At 45.7% G+C, this 20,056-nt stretch carries 11 protein-coding genes and 1 pseudogene; 9 read left to right on the plus strand and 3 right to left on the minus strand.

What is annotated here, in order from left to right; translation table 11 throughout:
• Positions 1 to 38: 38 nt before the first annotated feature.
• Both AB6D58_RS18920 and AB6D58_RS18925 read right to left on the minus strand, forming a co-directional pair.
• A complete protein-coding gene (locus AB6D58_RS18920) occupies positions 39 to 248 on the minus strand; it encodes a cold-shock protein (protein ID WP_010430417.1) in 210 nt (69 codons plus the stop codon).
• A gap of 448 nt (positions 249 to 696) precedes the next feature.
• On the minus strand, positions 697 to 1,782 hold the full coding sequence (locus tag AB6D58_RS18925; protein WP_372056859.1) for a PQQ-dependent sugar dehydrogenase: 1,086 nt from the start codon (positions 1,780 to 1,782) through the stop codon (positions 697 to 699).
• Positions 1,783 to 2,052: 270 nt separating this feature from the next.
• On the opposite strand from AB6D58_RS18925, the gene AB6D58_RS18930 reads away from it, so the two are divergent.
• The 9 genes and pseudogenes from AB6D58_RS18930 to AB6D58_RS18970 all read left to right on the plus strand — a co-directional run bounded on the left by AB6D58_RS18930 (position 2,053) and on the right by AB6D58_RS18970 (position 14,296).
• Positions 2,053 to 3,246 carry a multidrug effflux MFS transporter gene (locus AB6D58_RS18930; RefSeq protein ID WP_372158073.1) on the plus strand — a complete coding sequence of 398 codons (1,194 nt, stop codon included), beginning with the start codon at positions 2,053 to 2,055 and terminating at the stop codon, positions 3,244 to 3,246.
• Between the two features lie 478 nt (positions 3,247 to 3,724).
• Positions 3,725 to 4,537, plus strand: coding sequence for a crotonase/enoyl-CoA hydratase family protein (locus AB6D58_RS18935; protein WP_372158076.1), 813 nt, complete (start codon positions 3,725 to 3,727; stop codon positions 4,535 to 4,537).
• Positions 4,538 to 4,630: 93 nt separating this feature from the next.
• A complete protein-coding gene (locus AB6D58_RS18940) occupies positions 4,631 to 5,800 on the plus strand; it encodes an OmpP1/FadL family transporter (protein WP_372158079.1) in 1,170 nt (389 codons plus the stop codon).
• Positions 5,800 to 6,488, plus strand: a pseudogene (locus AB6D58_RS18945) (hypothetical protein). Before AB6D58_RS18940 ends, AB6D58_RS18945 begins: the two are co-directional and overlap by 1 nt.
• Positions 6,489 to 6,775: 287 nt before the next feature.
• Positions 6,776 to 7,888 carry an NADH:flavin oxidoreductase gene (locus AB6D58_RS18950; RefSeq protein ID WP_371706344.1) on the plus strand — a complete coding sequence of 371 codons (1,113 nt, stop codon included), beginning with the start codon at positions 6,776 to 6,778 and terminating at the stop codon, positions 7,886 to 7,888.
• A 419-nt stretch (positions 7,889 to 8,307) separates the two neighbouring features.
• Positions 8,308 to 8,943, plus strand: coding sequence for a CatB-related O-acetyltransferase (locus tag AB6D58_RS18955; RefSeq protein WP_371706345.1), 636 nt, complete (start codon positions 8,308 to 8,310; stop codon positions 8,941 to 8,943).
• A 151-nt stretch (positions 8,944 to 9,094) separates the two neighbouring features.
• Positions 9,095 to 10,741 (plus strand): ABC transporter transmembrane domain-containing protein, encoded by a 1,647-nt coding sequence (locus AB6D58_RS18960; RefSeq protein WP_372158082.1) that lies wholly within the window; start codon positions 9,095 to 9,097, stop codon positions 10,739 to 10,741.
• Positions 10,738 to 12,990 (plus strand): peptidase domain-containing ABC transporter, encoded by a 2,253-nt coding sequence (locus AB6D58_RS18965; RefSeq protein WP_372158085.1) that lies wholly within the window; start codon positions 10,738 to 10,740, stop codon positions 12,988 to 12,990. Before AB6D58_RS18960 ends, AB6D58_RS18965 begins: the two co-directional genes overlap by 4 nt.
• Positions 12,983 to 14,296, plus strand: coding sequence for an HlyD family type I secretion periplasmic adaptor subunit (locus AB6D58_RS18970; RefSeq protein ID WP_017061737.1), 1,314 nt, complete (start codon positions 12,983 to 12,985; stop codon positions 14,294 to 14,296). Before AB6D58_RS18965 ends, AB6D58_RS18970 begins: the two co-directional genes overlap by 8 nt.
• 76 nt (positions 14,297 to 14,372) lie before the next feature.
• Here AB6D58_RS18970 and AB6D58_RS18975 read toward each other — a convergent pair.
• Positions 14,373 to 20,056: VCBS domain-containing protein (locus AB6D58_RS18975; RefSeq protein WP_372158088.1), on the minus strand; the 5,684-nt coding region annotated here is incomplete at its 5' end.

Genomic DNA, 20,056 nt, shown 5'->3' on the forward strand with positions numbered 1-20,056 from the left:
AGAGGCTGGCTATTTTTAGAAAGCTTTAAAATACTAGATTAAAGTACTTTGATGCTGTCAGCTTGTGGGCCTTTTTGACCTTGAGATACTACGAACTCAACTTTTTGGCCTTCAGCAAGAGTTTTGAAACCGTCGCCAGTGATAGCAGAGAAGTGTGCGAATACGTCTGGGCCGTTTTCTTGTTGAATGAAGCCGAAGCCTTTAGTTTCGTTGAACCATTTTACTGTACCAGTAACTGTGTTAGACATGATGATATCCTAAAATTAAATTTTTATTTTGAGCCAATTGTGGCACTGATAGCGTGGAAAAGTTTATTGCTATTGCGTACAACACAACGGGGTTACTAGTAATCCAACGAAATGTTTATATACAAAGAACTTTCTTTCTAGCCGGGAACGAGTCTAAATCAAATCAGGGGATAGTCAATCGAATACATAGGGAAAGGTTGCAGAAACTTGGGGGTAGTCAAACTTTGCATTCCTTAAATATCATGGAGTTACAGTTGTATGGTGATTTGTTGTAGTTTTTGTGAAAAAGGTGGTCGAAATTGATGACGAATTTGGAGTAAATGCACTGTTTTAGCGCATTCATTTTTGCAAATTTAAAGTCGCTAACTGGGCGTTGAGCCCACTTTTAACGGCTTATATTTATAAATGTCGTTGTAAGGTAAGTGCCTTTACTTGAACGAGGTCTCGGCTACTTTTTCAAGCGGTACAGGTTGCCATTATCAGTGCTGAAGAAGATGTCTCCGTTTGGTGAAGTTTCGATGTCTCTTATCCTTTCGCCCAAGTCCTCTAAAATGCGTTCTTCCTCGATTGCCTCACCTTGTTCATTGACTGTCACAATATTGATGTGAGTAAGTTTTAGTGCGCCAGCCAGCAGTTTGCCTTTCAGCTCTGGGTATTTGTCTCCTTGGTAAACAATCAAACTGCCCGGAGCGATTGAAGGAACATAGACTTTTTTTGGCGCTTCAATACCATCTTTGGTTTCCGATTCGCCAACGCTGATAGGGCCCCAATACTCTTTTCCGTGTGAGGTGACAGGCCACCCATAGTTGGCACCCGCTTTTATTAGGTTAATTTCATCACCACCGCGAGGCCCGTGTTCAATCGACCAAAGCTTTTGAGTCGGGAAATCGTAATACAGACCTTGTGGATTACGATGGCCAAAGCTCCAAATTTCATTGAGCACTTTGTTGTTATCCGTGAATGGGTTATCGCTTGGTGTGCTTCCATCGGCATTCAGTCGTAATATTGATCCGGCGTGAGTCATGGTGTCTTGGCCGTTGTCTCGATCACCACGGTCGCCGATTGAAAAATACAGGTGGCTATCATCAAAGGTGATACGGCTACCAAAGTGACGTCCGGTGTCCGTTCTAGATTTAGATACAAACACATCTGTCCAATTGGTGACTTCATTATTGCTGTAATTAGCAGAAGCCAGTGTCGTTACGCCTTCACTATCGACGTCTTTACTGTAAGTGACGTAGAACTTTCCGTTTTCAAAAGGGGAGAGTGCGATATCCAATAATCCACCTTGGCCTTTCGCCCATACATTGGGCAGCCTGAACAGTGTGTTTTGATCGCCTGTTTTTAAATCGACATGTTTAATGACGCCTGATTTTTCTGTGACTAACATGGACTTATCGTTGACATAAGCCAGCCCCCAAGGGATCACGAGTCCGTCGGTGATCTTCTCTGCCTGCCATGCAAAGGCTGACGTTATAGGACCAGAGGCAAGCAGCGCCAAAGCACATGAAAAAATACGGTGATGAGTGTTCATTGAAATCCCTTGATTATGAGCATCTAGTGTTAGTCTAGCGCTTGTGACCGATTGGCGGAAAGCCGAGGTTGCTGAAAAGTGACTATTCACATATTTAGTTGAACGCCTATTGTATGATTATACAAGCTCACGTATGTTTACTGTGCCTTTCTCTATTTGATCCCGTCGGAGCATTATGAACAACTCACCAGCAGCATTTTCGCTATTTTCTCAGTTTTTATGTTGTGAGTTAGATACGCACGATTTTTCTTCGAACGGACCTATTAAACGATGAGTCGTGGATTTGATTTTAAATCGATCTTACTTGCGTGTTTGGTCATCAGTATCGGCCAGCTCAGTATGGGCTTGGTGTTTCCTTCTTTGCCTTGGATCGCAAAAGATTTTGATGTCTCGCTAGAGCAAGCCCAGCTTTTGGTGAGTGTGTATTTATTAGGCTTTGGCCCTTCCCAGTTTATTTATGGCCCTATTTCCGATGCTTTGGGACGCAAGAAGGTACTGCTAAGCGGTTTGTTGATTGCCATGCTTGGGTTATTGATGATCATCTTCTTCAGCCATTCGTTTACTAGCATGGTGATGGGGCGATTCCTGCAAGGCTTAGGAACCGGTTGTTGCGCGGTACTTGCTCGTGCTTCTACGCGAGACAGATTCAGTGGGGCAGACTTGCCTTTGGCGATGTCTTACATTGCTATGGTTGCGTCTATAACACCTTTGATCGCGCCCGTTATCGGTGGATTCATTAACTTCCATTTTGGCTGGAGCATGGTGTTTATCTCGCTACTTGGCTATGTCTCATTAGCTTGGGTGGTGTTAGCGTTCAAATTTAAGGAAACCGTCACTCAGGTTTCGGCGATCCCTTCGCCTAAGAGAATGGTTTCTCAATATAAAGAGTTACTCACTTCTCGTTATTTTATGAGCTTTGCGAGTATCGGTTGGCTTAACTTTAGCTTGATGATCACCACTGTGTCGGTGATGCCATTTATCATGCAGAACCAGATTGGTATGACGTCAGATGAATACGCAATGTGGGCGGTGATTCCAGCATTAGGCATGCTTGGCGGAACAGGCTTATGTAACCGTATTCGCCCTATGCTGGGTAACAAGAAAACTCTGTTATGCACACCTGTATTGCACGTTGCTGCGGCCTTGTGGCTGTTCTTCTGTCCACTCGAACCTTTGTATCTCATGCTTGGCCAGTTCTTGATGATCCTTGGTAATGGTATTGCGTTACCTTGTGCTCAGGCGTTAGTGATGTTGCCTTATAAGAAGAACGCTGGCGCGGCGGCTGCGATGTCTGGTGGCGGGCAGATGGTGGTGTCTTCAATGGTGAGTATGGGCCTGGTTCAGTTAGGGTTAGGGGAAGCGTGGCATTTATCGCTCGTTATCATGCTGTTCACATTGATTACCCTGTTTAACATTTTGCGTGGTTTCAGAAGCCAAGAAGCGAGAGAGTCTCAGCTCAGTTAGTTGCTTAGGTAATTAGCTAGCTGCCTGGCTAGTAGGAACGAGAAGGCCATTGAAATGATGAATTTCAATGGCCTTTTTAATGTTCAGCGCTTTGGTTTAAGTTACCAGAATATATGCTATTTTCTGACTGCTTAGGGCTAGTGGTAGTGTTCCGAGCGCAGCTTGCGGCAGGGACGTTAGTTTCCATTATTGCTGGCAGCTACTTTATCTTCTTGCTACTGAAATCTCGAAGAACATAGGTTTTGCTCATGACCGAAAGCCATTGCTAATCAAAGCTACTGGCAATCAAAGCCATTGGCGATAAAAGCTACGGATGAAAAGCAGTGAATGGAGCGATCCATCACTGCTTTTTTGTTGATGTCGTTTGTGTAAAGGGAAAGACGTTAAGCAACACAGGTCTCGCTTCTTAATGTGCAAGTTTGGCATATGTTAATAAAATGTATAACCTAAAGGTCTGACCACTGATAAGGTAGCCACCATGCCAAACCTCGATCGTATTACTTGTTCTATCGATGAAAACCAAATTGCGACGGTTGTGTTGAATCGACCCGATAAGCTCAATGCTATTGATATGGCAATGTTTCAAGGCGTGAATAACATGGTGACTCAGCTGAAAAAGAACACCGAGATTCGTGCCGTAATAGTAAAAGGTGAGGGTTCTGATTTTTGTTCAGGGCTTGATGTTAAGTCCCTATTAACCAGTAAATCTGGGGCGATGAAGCTCTTGTTTAAATGGCTACCGACATTGCCTAACGCTGCACAACGCTTTTCATTGGGTTGGCGAGATATTCCATGCCCTGTCATTTTTGCGATTCATGGTCGTTGTTGGGGAGGCGGCCTGCAATTGGTCAGTGGGGGTGATTTTAGAATTGCTAGCCCGGATGCGAACTTCTCTATATTGGAAGCAAAGTGGGGTCTGATTCCAGACATGGGAGGCGCTATCGCTTTTAGAGAGCTGATGCGTAAAGATCACACCCTTGAAATGGCGATGACGGCCAAAGTGATCGACTGTGAAACCGCTAAAGAATATGGGTTGGTGACCAAGATTGCCGAAGATCCTTACGCTGAAGCCTATGCGTTGGCACTTGAGTGTGCGAATCGGTCGCCAGATGTCGTCGCTGCTAACAAGAAGCTCTACAACAAGACTTGGTGGTCAAGCCCCGGAATGGCTGTGTTCTACGAAACTTGGTATCAGATCAAAGTAGGGTTAGGTAAGAACCGAGCGATAGCAGCACAGCGTGAAATTCATCCTGACAAGCCACGCTCTTACTTAGCAAGAAAGTTCAAATAATGTTTGTACAGGAATAATCGATATTCCCTTTGTTTATTGAGCTTTGCGGTAACCTTAGAGCAATTTAATGTCTAAGGCTAAATGAGCGCTCTGATGAACAAAACTTTTACTTACTCTCTAGCTGCCACTGCAATTTTTACGAGCTTAAATGCATTCGCAAGTGGCCTGTTTTTGCAAGAAGCTGTCGTTGCCAACGCTGGTACTACTGGCGCTGGTGATGGTGTTTACACTCGATCTGCAGCGGCGATGTGGACAAACCCTGCCACTATGTCTCACATGGGCGAAAGCAAAACGACCATCAACACCATGGCATTCGATCTTGAAATGAAGTATCAAGATAACGGTGGTAATCCAGATGGTAAAGCTCATTCCGTAATGCCGTCATTTGGTGCCTTCCACGCTCATCAAGTCACAGACAAATTACACCTTGGTATCGCGCTTGGCGCTGTTGGCGGCTCTAGCCTTGATTACGGCAGTGATTGGGCGGGTGCTGCACTTCTAGAAGATATCACTCTTACTGCAATGCAAGTGAACCCATCACTGAGTTATAAGCTGAATGACCAATGGTCAGTAGGCGCGGGTGTGCAATTAAGTTGGGCTGCATTACAGCAATCATCCTCTCTTTTTACAGCTAAGCAAGACACTGATTGGGCTTATGGCTATAACCTTGGCGTAATGTACAAACCGACAGACAAGCTTAAATTGGGTGCTAGTTATCGTTCTAAACTCGAACATGAATTTAACAATGATGTGAATGTATTTACTGGCGGCCAGCGTTCATTAAATACTGGTATAGATGTACCTGAAATTGTTGATGCCAGTTTGAGTTATGCATTTAATACTCAGCTTGATCTATTAGCTAGTGTGCAATTTCATCGTTGGAGTCAATGGGATAGCACTGTTTTAGATTTGGGTACAAACCAAAATGGTAACCTTCCAATTAATCAAACACTATTGCGCGATTGGGACGATGTATGGAAGTTTGCAGTTGGTGCAGATTACCAACTTAACTCAGACTGGCGTTTGAAAGCCGGTTTCTCTTACGAAACTTCTCCACAAGACGACCCGACAATGCAGTATGTTGATCTTCCCGTTGGTGAGCAGTATCGCTACTCAGTGGGTGCATCTACCTATTGGGATGATATCTTAATTGATGTGTTCTACGAATATGCTGACTTGGGTTCAGTAGATATGGACCGATTCATGGTTGACGGTTCATTCGATGGCCGTATCCACTTTGTTGGTGTTAGCGCGACCTTCTAATGACATTACGTAATCTACTAATCATTACTTTAGTGTCTTTATTTTCAACGGGTGCTTTTGCTGAAGAGAAGCACCCTGATGATCCGACTAAAATCGTAACCAAAGCTGGCGTTGCTTATAACGAAGATCTGCAGTTCTCTGGGTCTATTGGGCTTGATGAAGCGCGAATGATCAACGCTCGTGTTAATGCTGACGGTGAAGAGTGGCGAGTAGGCGGTTCATGGTTGTTGCCTATGGGGATCGTCAATTTCAACTTTAGCCGCTCTGAATACGACAACGATGCTTATAAGAACAACTACAGTATTGGTACGTTTATACCACTGAGTTATTTCGACATTGAGCCGTTCGGTTGGCAAATCTTCCCTATGGCTGGTTACAGCTATAATGACGGCGAAGTAGCGGTTTTCGATGATGATAATGTTGGTTCTGACTATGTATTGATGTCGAGCTCAACACACGGTGGCTACATTGGTGCGTTTGGTTTAAAACGATTACTGATGAATGGTCTATCATGGGCTTCGGTGGCGGTTCAATGGGGTCTGATGATTATTCAGGGTATTGGGCAGGCGTCGGTGCTAGCTACAAGTTGAGTGACGCTCAATCATTCAACTTCTTCACTATTTTTGCTGAGGACGATTTCGGTGAAAATAACAGTGTTGGCGCGTCTTACACCTATGAGTTCAAATAACTGTTAGCAGGCAGAAATTCGCAGGTGGACACCTCTCGTAAGAACCATTGACTTAGTCCATATTAAATTGAACAAAGTCGCTTATTAAAACTTAGCGACTTTCTTTTGTTACCATTTCTCCAATCTTTTTTATCTCTTTTTGATGCTTTCTATATCTTTCTCACATGAGAGTGCCGCTCTCTTAATCTAGATTAAGTTTTCGCTGCCTTATTCTCTGTAGTATCCGCCTGAATCAGTGCCCATGCTTAATGGGTAACTTGCGTAACACGATTTTGAGAGGAAGACACTTGAGCACTTTGTTTACAGAAACCCACATTGGCAAGATAACACTAAAGAACCGCTTCATGAGAAGTGCAACGTGGGAAAATATGGCCACCGAAGATGGGCATATGACAGATAAACTGTACGCTATCTATGAAGAGCTGGCTCAAGGCGAAGTCGGCCTGATCGTGACGGGTTACGCGAACATCGTTGAAGAAGAAAAGCCGAATGCGGGCATGATGGGTATGTATAACGACTCGTTCATTGAAGAGTATCAGAAGCTGACTCAACTGGTGCACGACAACGACTCTAAAATCGTGATGCAGTTGGCTTATGGTGGCACCAAAACCACACATGATCTTGGTGAACGAGTAATCTACGCACCAAGTGAGGTTCCAGAAAAAGGAACTCAAACACTAGGCAAAGCGATGACCAAAGACGAGATCGACTACATTGTTGATGCGTTTGCTCAAGCGTCTTTGAGAGCACAGAAGTCAGGTTTTGATGGCGTTGAAATTCATGCCGCTCACACCTACCTGATTAACCAATTTCTAAGCCCTTATTACAACCAACGTGAAGATGAATACGGCGGTAGCTTAGAAAACCGCATGAGATTTTTGTTAGAGATCTATACCGCGACACGTAAGCTGGTGGGTGATGATTTCCCTATCTTAGTTAAGCTCACGGCATCCGAGTTTTTTGAAGGTGGCGTCACCTTTGAGGAAACACGTATTGTCTGTAAAAAGCTTGAACAAGTGGGTGTGGATGGCATTGTCGTGTCAGGCAATATTCATGGCAAAGCAGACACTATGATTGGCGAGTCGCACGATGGTTTTACCATTCAAGCTGAAGGCTACTTCCATGAGTATGGTCACGCGATTAGCCAAGACGTTAATATCCCAGTGATCACGGTAGGTGGTCTAACGGATTTTGATGCTATCGAAGCGATTGCAAACAACACGGGCATTGAGTACTTCGCGCTTTCAAGACCGCTGCTTTCTGAACCGTATTTAGTGAAGCGTTGGAAGGAAGGGGATAGAAGCCCTGTTGAATGCGAACGATGCTCTAAGTGTCGTACTAAGCGCGGTAACTTCTGCGTGGTGAATAAAGACAGAAAAGTACAGCTTGCACGCATGTAGTCGCTGAGCCCAGCTCCAAGCGAGCTCCGAAGTTTATAGCTGAGTCTAAGTTTTAGCCTGTGTAATCGCGCAGGCTCTTGTTCATTCCGTATTCCACGAAACGAAATTTGAAACCTTATTAATCACATCTTCCTGTCAAATTGGCGCGACTAAACAGTTACACTACGCCTGTAAATTATCCAACCAAGTTATCGATAAAAACTGAGCAAACTTTGAAACTACTTCCTCTTCTTAAGCAACCTCGAATCCACTGACGCCTCTTTAGTTTTAGCGACATTGCTATGATTTAAGCGTGATACTCACTATTAATCCCAGTGAACCCTGTGTTTATAGGGCGTTAGTTTGTGCACCTTGGATTTGCATCGTCGAACATTTTGATAGTTAACGAATAAAACTAAATAGATCATTCAGAGGTAAAAATGCAAAAGAAGCATTGGTCCAAATTCGAGTTGCTGCATGAAGTCGTAACCAACCCCAATATTCATGTAAAAGGTCAACACAGTTATTACAGCGATTGCTGGGATAATGGTTTTGAACAATCGGTAGTGCGCTATTTACACGGCGACGAAGTCAGCCGTCAGTGGGAGCCTCGATGGGAAATCGACGAACTCTATATCGGTGATTATGTCTGTATTGGCGCAGAGGTCGTGATTTTGATGGGTGGCAACCATACCCACAGAGTTGATTGGTTTTCGCTGTACCCATTTATGGATGTCATCGACGATGCCTACATTGGCAAAGGTGGCACTCACATTGAAGATGGGGTGTGGTTAGGCATGAGAGCGATGGTGATGCCCGGTGTGACGATTGGCGAAGGCGCTGTAGTTGCAGCGAATAGTGTGGTGACTAAAGACGTCGCTCCATACAGCATTGTCGGTGGTTCTCCAGCTAAAGTCGTCAGATACCGCTTTGATGAGTTCGTTATTGACGAGCTCATTTCATTCAAAATATACGAGTGGCCCTCAGATAAATTTGAAGCGCTGAAACCGTATTTATGTAACTCAGACTTTTCAAAGTTAAAGCAGGCGATAACGGATTACGACAATTGTTTGTAAGGAGCGATTTAAGGTACGGGTTTAGCCACAGATTTGTGTAAAAAGATCTGTGTCATATTTATATTGAAAAACACGTTAAATCAGTCCGTTACCTTGCAATACTGAACATGGTGTACCAATCTTATTTCATAAGCATGGATAAGGATTGTGTATGCCCGTAAGTTCAATGAAAAACAAAGGGGTGGTGGGGAAAGTCCTACTGCCTTCTTTACTCATAAATCTTCTCTCTCTCGCCGTTCCGTTAACGGTTTTACAAATTTACGATCGTATTTTACCTAACCAAAGTTACGGTACTGCCACTCTGTTGTTGGCGGGTGCAGCGTTGGCTGTTGCCATGGAAGCATTGATCCGGTTTGTGCGTACTTGGCTTTTGTCAGCCGCGGCCAGCAATACCGAGAAAGCGACCTATCAAACTTTGGTTGAAAGAGTAACAACGGCTTCATCAGGCCATCTTCGCCACATTGGTGTTGGCGGCGTGGAAGAGGGGCTGGGCTCAGTATCAAAAGTCAAAGATTGGTATTCCGGTGGTGTGATTGCAGGCTTTATTGATTTGCCTTTTGCATTGATCTTCTTGGGCTTGGTGGCTTACATCGGCGGTGAGCTGGTGGCGATACCTTTGGCAGTTTGGCTGATTACTCTCGGAATCGTTTGGTTATCTTCTATTCGCGTTAAAAGCTTAAGTGAAGAAGCTTCCCAAGATGAGCAGGAGCGAAAAGCGTTCTTGATTTTACTGAGCCAAACCATTCAGGGAATCAAACGCCAGGCCGTTGAGTCTCGAATCTTCAATCAGTTTAAATCCCTCAATAATGTTCGCTCTCAGTCTAAAGCGAGAGAAGAAGAACAGAATGCCTTCGCCCAAGAATGTATTCAGCTTGCTGCATTAGCCACGTCAGTTTTACTCGTGATTACGGGGAGCTTGTGGGTGTTGGATGGCCAGTTAACCACTGGTGGATTGGCGGCATGTTCTATCTTATCGGGCAGAGCCGTCGCACCTTTAAGTGCTTTGGTGGGAGTTCGAATTAAGCTTAATTCAATACACAGTGCTAATCAGGCAATAGAAAAATTGAGTGACTTATCACTATCGGATTCTTCAGATTCTGAGCAAGCCGAGAACTACTTATCTGACTTTGAGACGTTGGAAATTAAGCAAGCGACCGTTGAAAGATACGGTGAACTCTCTCATGCAGATGTCACCTTGAATAAAGGTGAGTTGGTATTGTTAGAGAGTGAAGATCGCCACACCAACAGTCATTTATTGTCGTCGATTGCAGGTATTGATGATCTAAAAGCGGGTGAGTGCTTCATTAACGGAGCTGCAGTTTCAATCGCATCCGTAACCAATATTGTGGCCTACTGTGGCGTTAAAGGGCAGTTGGTGTCAGGTACTATTCTCGACAACTTGTGCGGGTTTGACCCTGAGAAAACGCAAAGCGCCAGTGACTATGCAAAGCGTTTGGGTTTAACCAAAGAGATTACTCGATTACCCGATGGACTAGAGACACAAATTGGCCATACGAGTGCTTCTTTGTTGAGTATGGGTAACGTGAAAATGCTCAATATCGCGGCTCAATTGGCAAGTGATAAACCCATAATCATGTTGGAAAGGCCGGATTCTTCACTTGATTTAGACGCCCTTGGGAATCTAGCTAAGGTGTTGGAAGAAGAAGTAACGGCAGGACGCACGATACTGATGGTGAGCTACCATTCGAAGCTTCGCGAATTTGCTAATCGAATCATTACAGTGGAAAGTCGAGCTGTTACGGTCGACAGCGAGAACAACCAGGAGGCCGTCGTATGAATCGTTTAGATATTGGTAACCCTTCAGGTACGAACAACCGTGCAGATACCAGCGGTCGACAAGAGGTGATGAATCATTTAGAAACTGAGAGCCTTTCCGTTCTTAAGCAGTTGGAAGTTAATGCTAATATCCAGTTGTTCGCACATCAATGGGTCGATGAAAATGGCATTGAATCAATCGACGATATGTTTGCCTTGTTCGACAGGCTTGCACTGCCTTATCGCTTGGTTGCCAACCTAGATGAAGTTGGTGAACATAAATTGGCCTTACTGGTACTTGGTGAACATGAGCTGGTCTCTGGTCATTTAGAATCCAAGCAATTTGTTGCCTTTAATGCCAATGACGACATCACCGATGTCCCTCAGTTTTGTATTGTTATCGAAGGGCCACCATTAGAGAAGGCCTCTCCTGATTGGGTTGGCGAAAGGTTACATGCGTTTCGTCCCATCATTCCTAAATTGTTGTTGGTCAGCTTTATCACTAACTTATTTGCGCTTGCTGTTCCCTTCATCACGATGTCGATTTATGACCATGTGATTGGCGGTGATGCAGGGCATGAGTTGCAAGGCATCGCTATTGGCGCGGCGTTGTTGTTTGTGATGATGGGTTGGTTGAGAACATTACGTAGCCGAGTGTTTGCTTCAGTTTCCAACCGAGTAAGTCGTGAGATTTCTCAATCCCTCGTGCAGCGTCTGCTTCGTAATAGCTATGCTCAAAATCAGCAAACAGCTTCTTCTAGTCAGCAAAACCAAGTGATGCTGTCGGAGCGTATTTCAGGTGTGCTATCGGGGCCATTAGGAAATGCGCTGTTTGACCTACCATTCATTCTTATTTTTGTACTTGCGATAGGTGTTTTAGGCGGATGGTTGGTACTGGTTCCAGTCGTCTCTTTAATCCTTTATTACTTGCTAGCAAAACGCTCGATACGCTCTAGCAGCAAGCGCTCTATGCAATCGACAGTGGCAGGTACGAATCGTCAAAACATGACTAATGAGCTGTCATCCAAGCTTGCTTTTATTCGCAGTGCTGGATTCTCAGAGCACTGGATTCAACGTTTCAAAAAGGCCAATCTTCTTGCTTCAACAGTGACCTTTAATCAATCGGTTCTCCAGAGCCGGTACACCTCGATTTACTATTTCATTGGTGTGGGGTCGACACTCGCCGTGATGGGGTTAGGAATAGGACTTATTTTTGAACAAGTGATGACGCCCGGTGGTTTGATTGCTTCAATGATGTTGATATCTAAGGTGACTGGCCCAGCTCAGGTGTTGGCAAACAGCGCGATGCGTTTTAATAGCTTTAATCAATCCAAGCTGCAAGTGAACCGTATTTTGTCTCAGCCGTCTGAGCGTGAATTCAGTTACCAGCATCACCCGTTACCTGTGGTAGCGCCTAACTTGAAATTAGACCAAGTGACACTGCGCTATCCCAAACAGAGTCGCCCTGCCTTGAATGGTGTGAGTTTTGATATTGAAGCCGGTGAAATTGTCGCGATTACCGGCCCTTCTGGGAGCGGTAAATCAACATTAATTGAAGTGCTGTCTGGCTTGCAGCCTATCCAAAACGGCATGGTTGAGCTTGAAGGCGTTAACCTCGTTCAATACGATCCGCAGCTTTATCGCCACTGGTGTTTCATTCGAGCCGCATATCCTGATTTGCTTACGCTGAGTATTCGAGAGTGGCTAAACGACGGTCACAAAGTCGAAGATCAGAAAATGATCTCTGCAATTGAAATGGTCGGCGGAAAGCGTTGGTTCGAGACATTGTCAGGTGGGCTAGACACCTCCATCAGTAGTATTCAACCGGACAGCCTTTTTGACATGTTGTCTGGCAGCGTCGCGCAGATCCTCATTGATGCAAAAGCGCTGGTTTATGACTACCCAATGTTCTTAATGGATAATCCTGTGCCTGATGCTCACCCAAATGCTAAACGTATATTTGGTGAGTTTGTGCAGTCGAAAAAAGGAAAAGCAACGGTGATCTACACGTCCCACGATCCGGATTTAATCAAGCTTGCCGATAAAGTGGTGGTGTTAAATGAAGGAGCTGTAGTTTATGCAGGCCCATTAGAGCCGGAGCAGTCTTCGAAGCAGGAACAGCCTTCAGAGCCTCAAGTTTCTCAAGAACCGCAGTTATCTGAGCAACCGTTATCTCAAGTGCTACAGCCGTCAACTCAAGAGGCGTCTGCTCAACAAAATGCAGCCCAACAAGAACAATCAAAGTCTAAGCAAGGAGTCGCTAATGACTAAACAATCTATCGAGAAGGGCAAGCGCTACGGTGAACTTGTTGAATCACAAAATACGGCTCGTACATTGGCACTGGCCACATGGTCGGTTGCCTTATGTGTTATTGCTTTTGCCACTTGGTCTGTAGTCACTCAAGTTGATGAAATCGCCAAAGCCAAAGGTGCTGTGATTCCAGAAGGCGAGAAGCAAGTATTACAAAGTGCGATTGGCGGTAAGTTAAAGCAAATTCTCGTTAAAGAAGGGCAGTTGGTTGAGAAAGGCCAGCCGCTTGTTGAGTTTGATGCCACTTTCCAGCGTACCGCCCTTGAAGAGCTAAAGTCCCAACAAGTGACGCTTCTAGCCAGTGTGGAACGTATGAATGCGCTGCTTGAGCAGCGTGAGCCTAACCTTGCTGAGTTTGAGGTCGATTACCCAGAGATCGTCAGCCAACAAAAAGCGCAGCTGAACGCGCAAAAAGCCCTCTACTTCCAAAAGCGTGTGGTGCTTGAGAAAGAGAGCGAGCAAATTGCAGAGCAGCTTCGTAGCGTAGAAAAGGCCTTGCCGAGTTATGAGAAAGAGTTAAATGCGACTAAGCAAGAGTTGAACATACTGGAGAAGGGTTATAAAGCGGGTAACATTTCACGTTTACGTGTGCTTGAAATGCGACAAAAATTGGCCAGTATCGAACAGAAAATCGAAGAAGCTCGTGGTAAGAAGTCGGTATTGATTAGACAAGCTGACAGTAATGACCAAAAAATCATACAGCTTCTGGCGGAAGCGAAAGCTAAAGTGAGCGATGATCGTTCTAAAGCCGTATCTGACTTATCAGCATTGAATGCTAGAGTTCGTTCAAGCCAAGCTAAATTGACGAACACTATGTTAGTGTCACCGCTACAAGGCTTGGTGCAAAGCATACCAAGCACGCAGGATGGTGGTGTTATTCAGCCGGGTGGCACGGTAGTTGAAATTGTGCCTGTCGGAGGGAACGCTGACTTCAAAGCACGTTTGTCCCCAAGAGATATTGGTTTTGTGAGTGTTGGGCAGCCCACTCGAGTCAAGATTGATGCGTTTGATTACAGCCGCTTTGGGGCTTTAAAAGGGGCGGTAGAGAGTATTTCACCGACCACAAGTCAAAGCGAACGTGGCGAGATCTATTATGAAGTTGTAGTGTCGGTTGATACGCCTTACTTCCGTGATAACCCTGAAAGCTTTTCCATACTGCCGGGTATGACGGGTGAAGTAGACATCACAACTGGCGAGAAGTCGGTGTTCCAATACTTATGGAAACCGATTTATACCAATGTTAGCGTGGCGTTTGGAGAGAGGTAAAGTCCTCCACTCTGGCTTGCATAAAAAAGGAGCACATGCCGTGCTCCTTTTTTTATCTAACCGAAGGGGTGATGTTCTAGTTATTTGGGTCTATGTCAGGCAGTCCGTCAACGTCATTATGATGGTGTAAAGAATCATCAATAGATGGGTTATCGGTATGGTGAGACAGCCCATCACTCATACCATCGTCAGTTTGCTCAGCCCCATAAGCACTCTCGGCATCACTGAAAATGATATCGATATCATGCGCTACTGGTACATTGTGTGACGGTGAATCTATAGACGGCGAGTCAGCATTAATACCCAGAGCGTCTAGGTAAGCATGGGCACCAGAACGCTGTTCGTGTTCGCCTATCGCTGTATGTTCTAGGTTTGCCGTCACCTCATCAAAATTAAGAGTAACTTCATCAGGGGTGCTGAAAGAGGCATCCGGTTCATCCGCTTGGCTCATGCCGGGTGCTGGAGGAGGTGATGGAGCGATTGGCGATAAATCCATGCCAGTTAGTGTGGTTTGGTCAATGTGATGTCCGCTGTTTCCATGGACGGATTGCGAGTGCAAATGTAGGTGCACCGCGACTTGTGAGTTTTGATCGCCTCCTAGGGTTAAAACAAACGAGTCGGTTTCGTCTGTACCACTACCGTAAGAGCCTCCTGTATGTGTCTTAACGACGCCTGATGAAGTTTGTTGGTAATCGTAACTCAACTCTCCGGTTGCAGGATTGACATGCAAAGTACCAAATTGACCGTGTAATGCAGTGAGAGAGTGTCCGTGGTGATCTGATATTCCCCAGCCTGTCATTGGCGTAGGCGTTCCTTGGTGAATAATTGGAGGAATTCCGATTGAGGCATGCAGGTCCTGATTGCCTGCACTGCCGGTAATTTTTGCAGGGGCAACTAGGGTTGGCATTGGTGGAACATCGCTGTGTCCATCAATGCGCATTTCAACTTCTTGAGTTGTAATGCCCCCGTGTCCATCATCGACTAATAGAGAAAACTTATCGGTCAATTGTTCACCATTATTTAAAGCATTAACATGGCTATTGCTGTTATTAAGTGTGTAGACCCAAGTTTGTGTATTGCTATTATAGGTAACAGAACCATACTGTGGCTGATGTTGGCTATCAATACTGACAGAATGTTGATCGCTATGATCAACATCGCTGATAATAATTTGCCCAGAGGTCGCATTTGCAGCATCTTCATCAATGTTATGTGCACCTGCGATAACTTCAGAAACTGTTGGTTTATCATTAGTGCCATGCACATTGATGGTAATAATTTGTTTATCACCACCAGCGGTCGTTACTTCATATTGAACCTGCTCGACTTGCCCTGCCGCTAAGTGCTGAATATTGGCATTGGGAACCGAATAAGCCCAATCACCGGCTTTTCCAATGGTCAGATGACCGCCATAGGGATCACTGATCGCATGGGCATTACGAGTGTCGTAAAAATGATCTTCACCGGCATCAGGATCGATAACATTCAACACGCCAGTGACAAATATCGTATGTTGGGCATCACCTTGTACGTGGCGATCTTCTGTTATTTGACCGCTTTTATCTCCGGCGAAGATCGCAGCATCGCCAACTGCCGAGAGTGTTGTTGATGCACCGGTGTGGGTCACACCACCGTGGGCATCTTTGACGTCATAGCTAAAATGGACATCGCCGTTATAGTCTTTTTCTGGCGTAAAGGTAAAGGTGCCATCGCCATTAATTAATATCGAACCATGGTCGGCGTGTAGGTTCTCAATGGATAATTTGCCAATATCGTTATCATCGATATCAGTTGTGTTAGCAAGTAGCAGTGCTGGGGTGAGGACAATTTTGCTATCTTCTAAGCCATTCGCTAAACGCACTTCAGCCGAGGCAATTGGCGCATCATTGGTGCCATGAACGGTCACTGTGATATCTTTTTTAGCACTGCCATCAATAGATTCAACGGTAAAGGTTTGCTGGAAGCTTTCCCCTGCGCCTAAATGTTGGACTTTATCATTGTCAATATCGTATGACCAATGGCCCTTTGCGTTGATATTGAACCGACCACCTTCGGCGGTGGTGATGGTTTGTGCAATAAAACCGGCTTGGTCGTGATCGGGGTCAATCACGTGTAACGTGCCGCCACTGCTGAGCTGATTAGTGGTATTGCCAAAGGAAGTGTGATCTTCGTAAACATGATTATTGAGGCTGGAGTAGGGCGTTACTTCAATTTTTGCTTGGTTATCTTCACCGGTCACCTTCACCATAATGGTGAGCTTTTGACCATCATTGGTTTCGATTTCGTAGGGGAGCTCCATCGACTCGCCAGCATGTAGGCTACCAATGAGATCGTCCGCATGACGATTGGTAACAGCTTCTAATCTGAATTGATAAGTGCCATTAGGCCAAACATCAAGGTGACCAGGCTCAACCCCTTGGCCTAAATACTTCCCGCTAAAAACAAACTGAGTGTTATCACCACTATCAGGGTCAATTAGCTGAAGCTGGCCTCTATAGAATTTAAATTCACTATCCAGCGCTTGTGTTTCAGTGAGCTGAATGACATTAGAAACCAGTGTGGCTTTATCATCTGTCCCGGCAATCGTAAGCGTGGCGGTTTGTTGCGTACTTCCACCATGGCCATCTTCTACTTGATAAGTGATAGCGATTTGTTGCGACTGACCATTGGCCAAATGGTTAAATGCGGGATCAGTGGCATCAACAATTAATGTATGACCATCAGTATCTAAGGTGATACCTGCGGGGATTTTCCCTGCCTGAAGTTGACCATCGATGGCATATTCAAGGTGACTGATGGTTAAAGCGTCGCCGTCTTTGTCTGTGGCACCTACTAGCAGATTGAGGGTGTGATGATTATCGACCCCCTCACTGACACTGTCGGTTAAAGGTGTCACATCAGGGTTGTCGTTAACCGCAGCTAAGTTGGTGGTTGCGCCGGTGTGGGTCACACCACCGTGTGCATCCTTAACGTCATAGCTGAAGTGTACATCGCCGTTATAGTCTTTCTCTGGGGTAAACGTAAACGTACCATCGGCATTGTTTAGAATAGAGCCATGGTCGACATGGAGGTTTTCAATGGTTAGCTTACCGGCGTCATTGGCATCCACATCGACGGTATTCGCTAATAGTTGCGCAGTGGTTAAGGTTTGGCGTGTATCTTCACTGCCATTTGCAAGCACAACTTCAGATGAACAGTAAGGTCTGTCGTTACTGCCGTGAATGGTGATGACAATATCGTGTGTTGTACCATCTTTTGAATGGACTGTAATCGCATCGGTTAGGCTTTGCCCTTCACCAAGCTGGTCAATTGCAGTGCCACGCGTTGTGGGTCTAGCACCTATACCTGATAGATGCCCAGCATCGGCATGGTAATGCCAGGTGCCATCGGTGAGTAAGATTAGATCGCCATAGGTGCCGTGATAGTCGTAACCATTGCTGCCTTGGCGTTCAAATCCTGACTCGCCTACATCGGGGTCTGTGATGGTCAGCTTGCCATCCGCATAGAGTGTTGTATTGCCAAGTGTGGCTATGCCTGAGTGAGCATAGTCAGGTGACATGTCGACACCCGCGCTGCTTTCGGTTATTGAACCAGTATCAACGCCAGCGATTTGGGCAGCATCGCCAACCGCCGAGAGCGTCGTTGATGCGCCAGTGTGGGTTGTACCACCATGCGCGTCTTTCACATCGTAGGTGAAGTGGACGCTGCCGTTGTAATTGTGGCTTGGAGTGAAGGTGAAGGTTCCATCGTGATTGTCTTGAATCGAGCCATGGTCAGCATGCAAATTAGCGATAGTGAGCTTACCTGCATCGTTGGCGTCTACGTCAACAGTATTAGCGATTAGCTCGGTTGCTGTGATGGTTTGAGCAAGATCTTCTTTACCGCTGTTCAGTTGCACTTCACCAGAACAATACGGACGGTCGTTATCGCCATGAACGGTGACAACAATATCGTGAGTGGTGCCATCAGCCGATTTGACGGTGACAGTATCCGTTATCGATTCACCTTGGCCGAGGTGATCAATCTTTCTACCTGTTGCGTCTTGGCCTATGGAAGCGTAGTAGCTCCAATCTCCGTTACTCTGAAGTATGACACGACCATGAGTGCCGTAATAAACGCCGGTTTGGGCATGGCTTTCACCGGAGTCTGGATCAACAATGTTCAGGTGACCATCAGTGTGTATTTCGTCGTTCCATAATTTGCCGATGTTTCCATGCATATGATCTGGTGAGCGATCATCGACGTAGCCACCAGACATTGTACCATCTGGTGCTGTATAGGTATGCCCTTCATGAACATCTCCAGTATAGACACCGCCGATAACGGCAGAATTATTAACCCCTGTAATCGTTATTGAGAGGTTTTGAGTGCTGCTCGCATTATGCTCGTCTGTGACTGTTACTGGAACAGTCAATGTCTTCGTGACACCTGATGCTAACGATTGATAGCTAGAGTGAGCAGGATCGAAGCTATAACTGCCGTCCGGATTAACCACCAAGCCATCAATCTGCGGTGCGCTGTAAGTCAAGGCCGCACCGGTATCAATATCTTGGCCAACCATTTGTCCATTTAGAACGCTTCCACCTTCAGTCACTGAGTGGGACTGAGCATTGATGGTTGGGGCATCGTTGGTACCATGAACCGTTAGCTCTATCGTGTGTGTTGTACCATCTGCTGAGCGTATAATGGCTGAATCGTGTTTAACTTCGCCTTGCGCTAAGTTCTGTATATTGCGGTTGTCGAGGGTATAGGTGTAGTGACCGTCGCGCATGAGCAGTATGTGCCCACCCAGTTTGGTGTCGTAGCCAATACCTTGATAGGTTTGTGAGCCTATATTCGGATCAAACTGTGCCTCTCCCTTATCAGGGTCTTGGATGTTTAATCTGCCGTCGTAATGCAGTTGGTAGTGGGTATCTATATAGCCGCGATCTTCAGTTACTCCCCGTAAGTCTGCATTGGCTTGTGCGTCGGTAATAATCGCGTTATCTGGAGTTGCGATAAGATCAAACTTAGCTTGAGTGCTGACGCTGCCCCCATGGCCGTCAACCACATCATAGGTGAGTCGAATCTCACCATTGAAATCTTTATCTGGCGTGAAGGTATAAGTGCTATCTTTATTATCAGTCAGGCTACCGTGTGTCGCTTGCAAATTTGTCACGTGCAATACATCGCTACTATCCACATCGCTTGCATGTGTTAGCAAGTCAGAAGCCTTGATGGTTACGGGTTGATCCTCTTTACCCGCAGGAAGCTGAGTCCACGCACTGACAATTGGTTTGTCGTTGCTGCCTTGCACATCGATAACGACTTTATGAGGGACTGTCGCTCCTGTTGAATCGGTAGCGGTGATCCAGAATGATTCAGACTGATGTTCACCAGCCGCGAGTTTATCCGCGGCACCGCCGGTTGAATTGTCTAGCTGATAGTGCCAATGACCATGCTGATCAATCGACAGCGTTCCCCATTGACCTTGGGGTTGATTGATTGCCCACGTAACGGTGTCGGACTTATCTATATCAGTCGCGATTAAGCTCCCTGTCGCATCGGGGTTTCCTGCCGTGTTCAAGCCCTGTTCGATCACCGCGCCACTTGAGGTACCTGAGATAGTAGGGCGGTCATTGGTGCCATTAATCGTCACTTTGATGGTCGACGGTGTGCCATCAACGGAAGAGACGGTAAAGGTTTCTTCGACTTTATCGCCGACGTTCAATTGATTAAACGCACTGTTGGCGGTGAATGTCCATTGGCCATTAGCACCAA

It is taken from the genome of Vibrio sp. 10N.239.312.D08, from assembly GCF_041466145.1.
Taxonomy (GTDB): domain Bacteria; phylum Pseudomonadota; class Gammaproteobacteria; order Enterobacterales; family Vibrionaceae; genus Vibrio; species Vibrio crassostreae_C.

Bases quoted from the DNA above. Each gene is read 5' to 3' on its own strand.
- AB6D58_RS18920 (WP_010430417.1), bottom strand. From the start codon at position 248: ATGTCTAACACAGTTACTGGTACAGTAAAATGGTTCAACGAAACTAAA.
- AB6D58_RS18925 (WP_372056859.1), bottom strand. From the start codon at position 1,782: ATGAACACTCATCACCGTATTTTTTCATGTGCTTTGGCGCTGCTTGCC.
- AB6D58_RS18930 (WP_372158073.1), top strand. From the start codon at position 2,053: ATGAGTCGTGGATTTGATTTTAAATCGATCTTACTTGCGTGTTTGGTC.
- AB6D58_RS18935 (WP_372158076.1), top strand. From the start codon at position 3,725: ATGCCAAACCTCGATCGTATTACTTGTTCTATCGATGAAAACCAAATT.
- AB6D58_RS18940 (WP_372158079.1), top strand. From the start codon at position 4,631: ATGAACAAAACTTTTACTTACTCTCTAGCTGCCACTGCAATTTTTACG.
- AB6D58_RS18955 (WP_371706345.1), top strand. From the start codon at position 8,308: ATGCAAAAGAAGCATTGGTCCAAATTCGAGTTGCTGCATGAAGTCGTA.
- AB6D58_RS18960 (WP_372158082.1), top strand. From the start codon at position 9,095: ATGCCCGTAAGTTCAATGAAAAACAAAGGGGTGGTGGGGAAAGTCCTA.
- AB6D58_RS18965 (WP_372158085.1), top strand. From the start codon at position 10,738: ATGAATCGTTTAGATATTGGTAACCCTTCAGGTACGAACAACCGTGCA.
- AB6D58_RS18970 (WP_017061737.1), top strand. From the start codon at position 12,983: ATGACTAAACAATCTATCGAGAAGGGCAAGCGCTACGGTGAACTTGTT.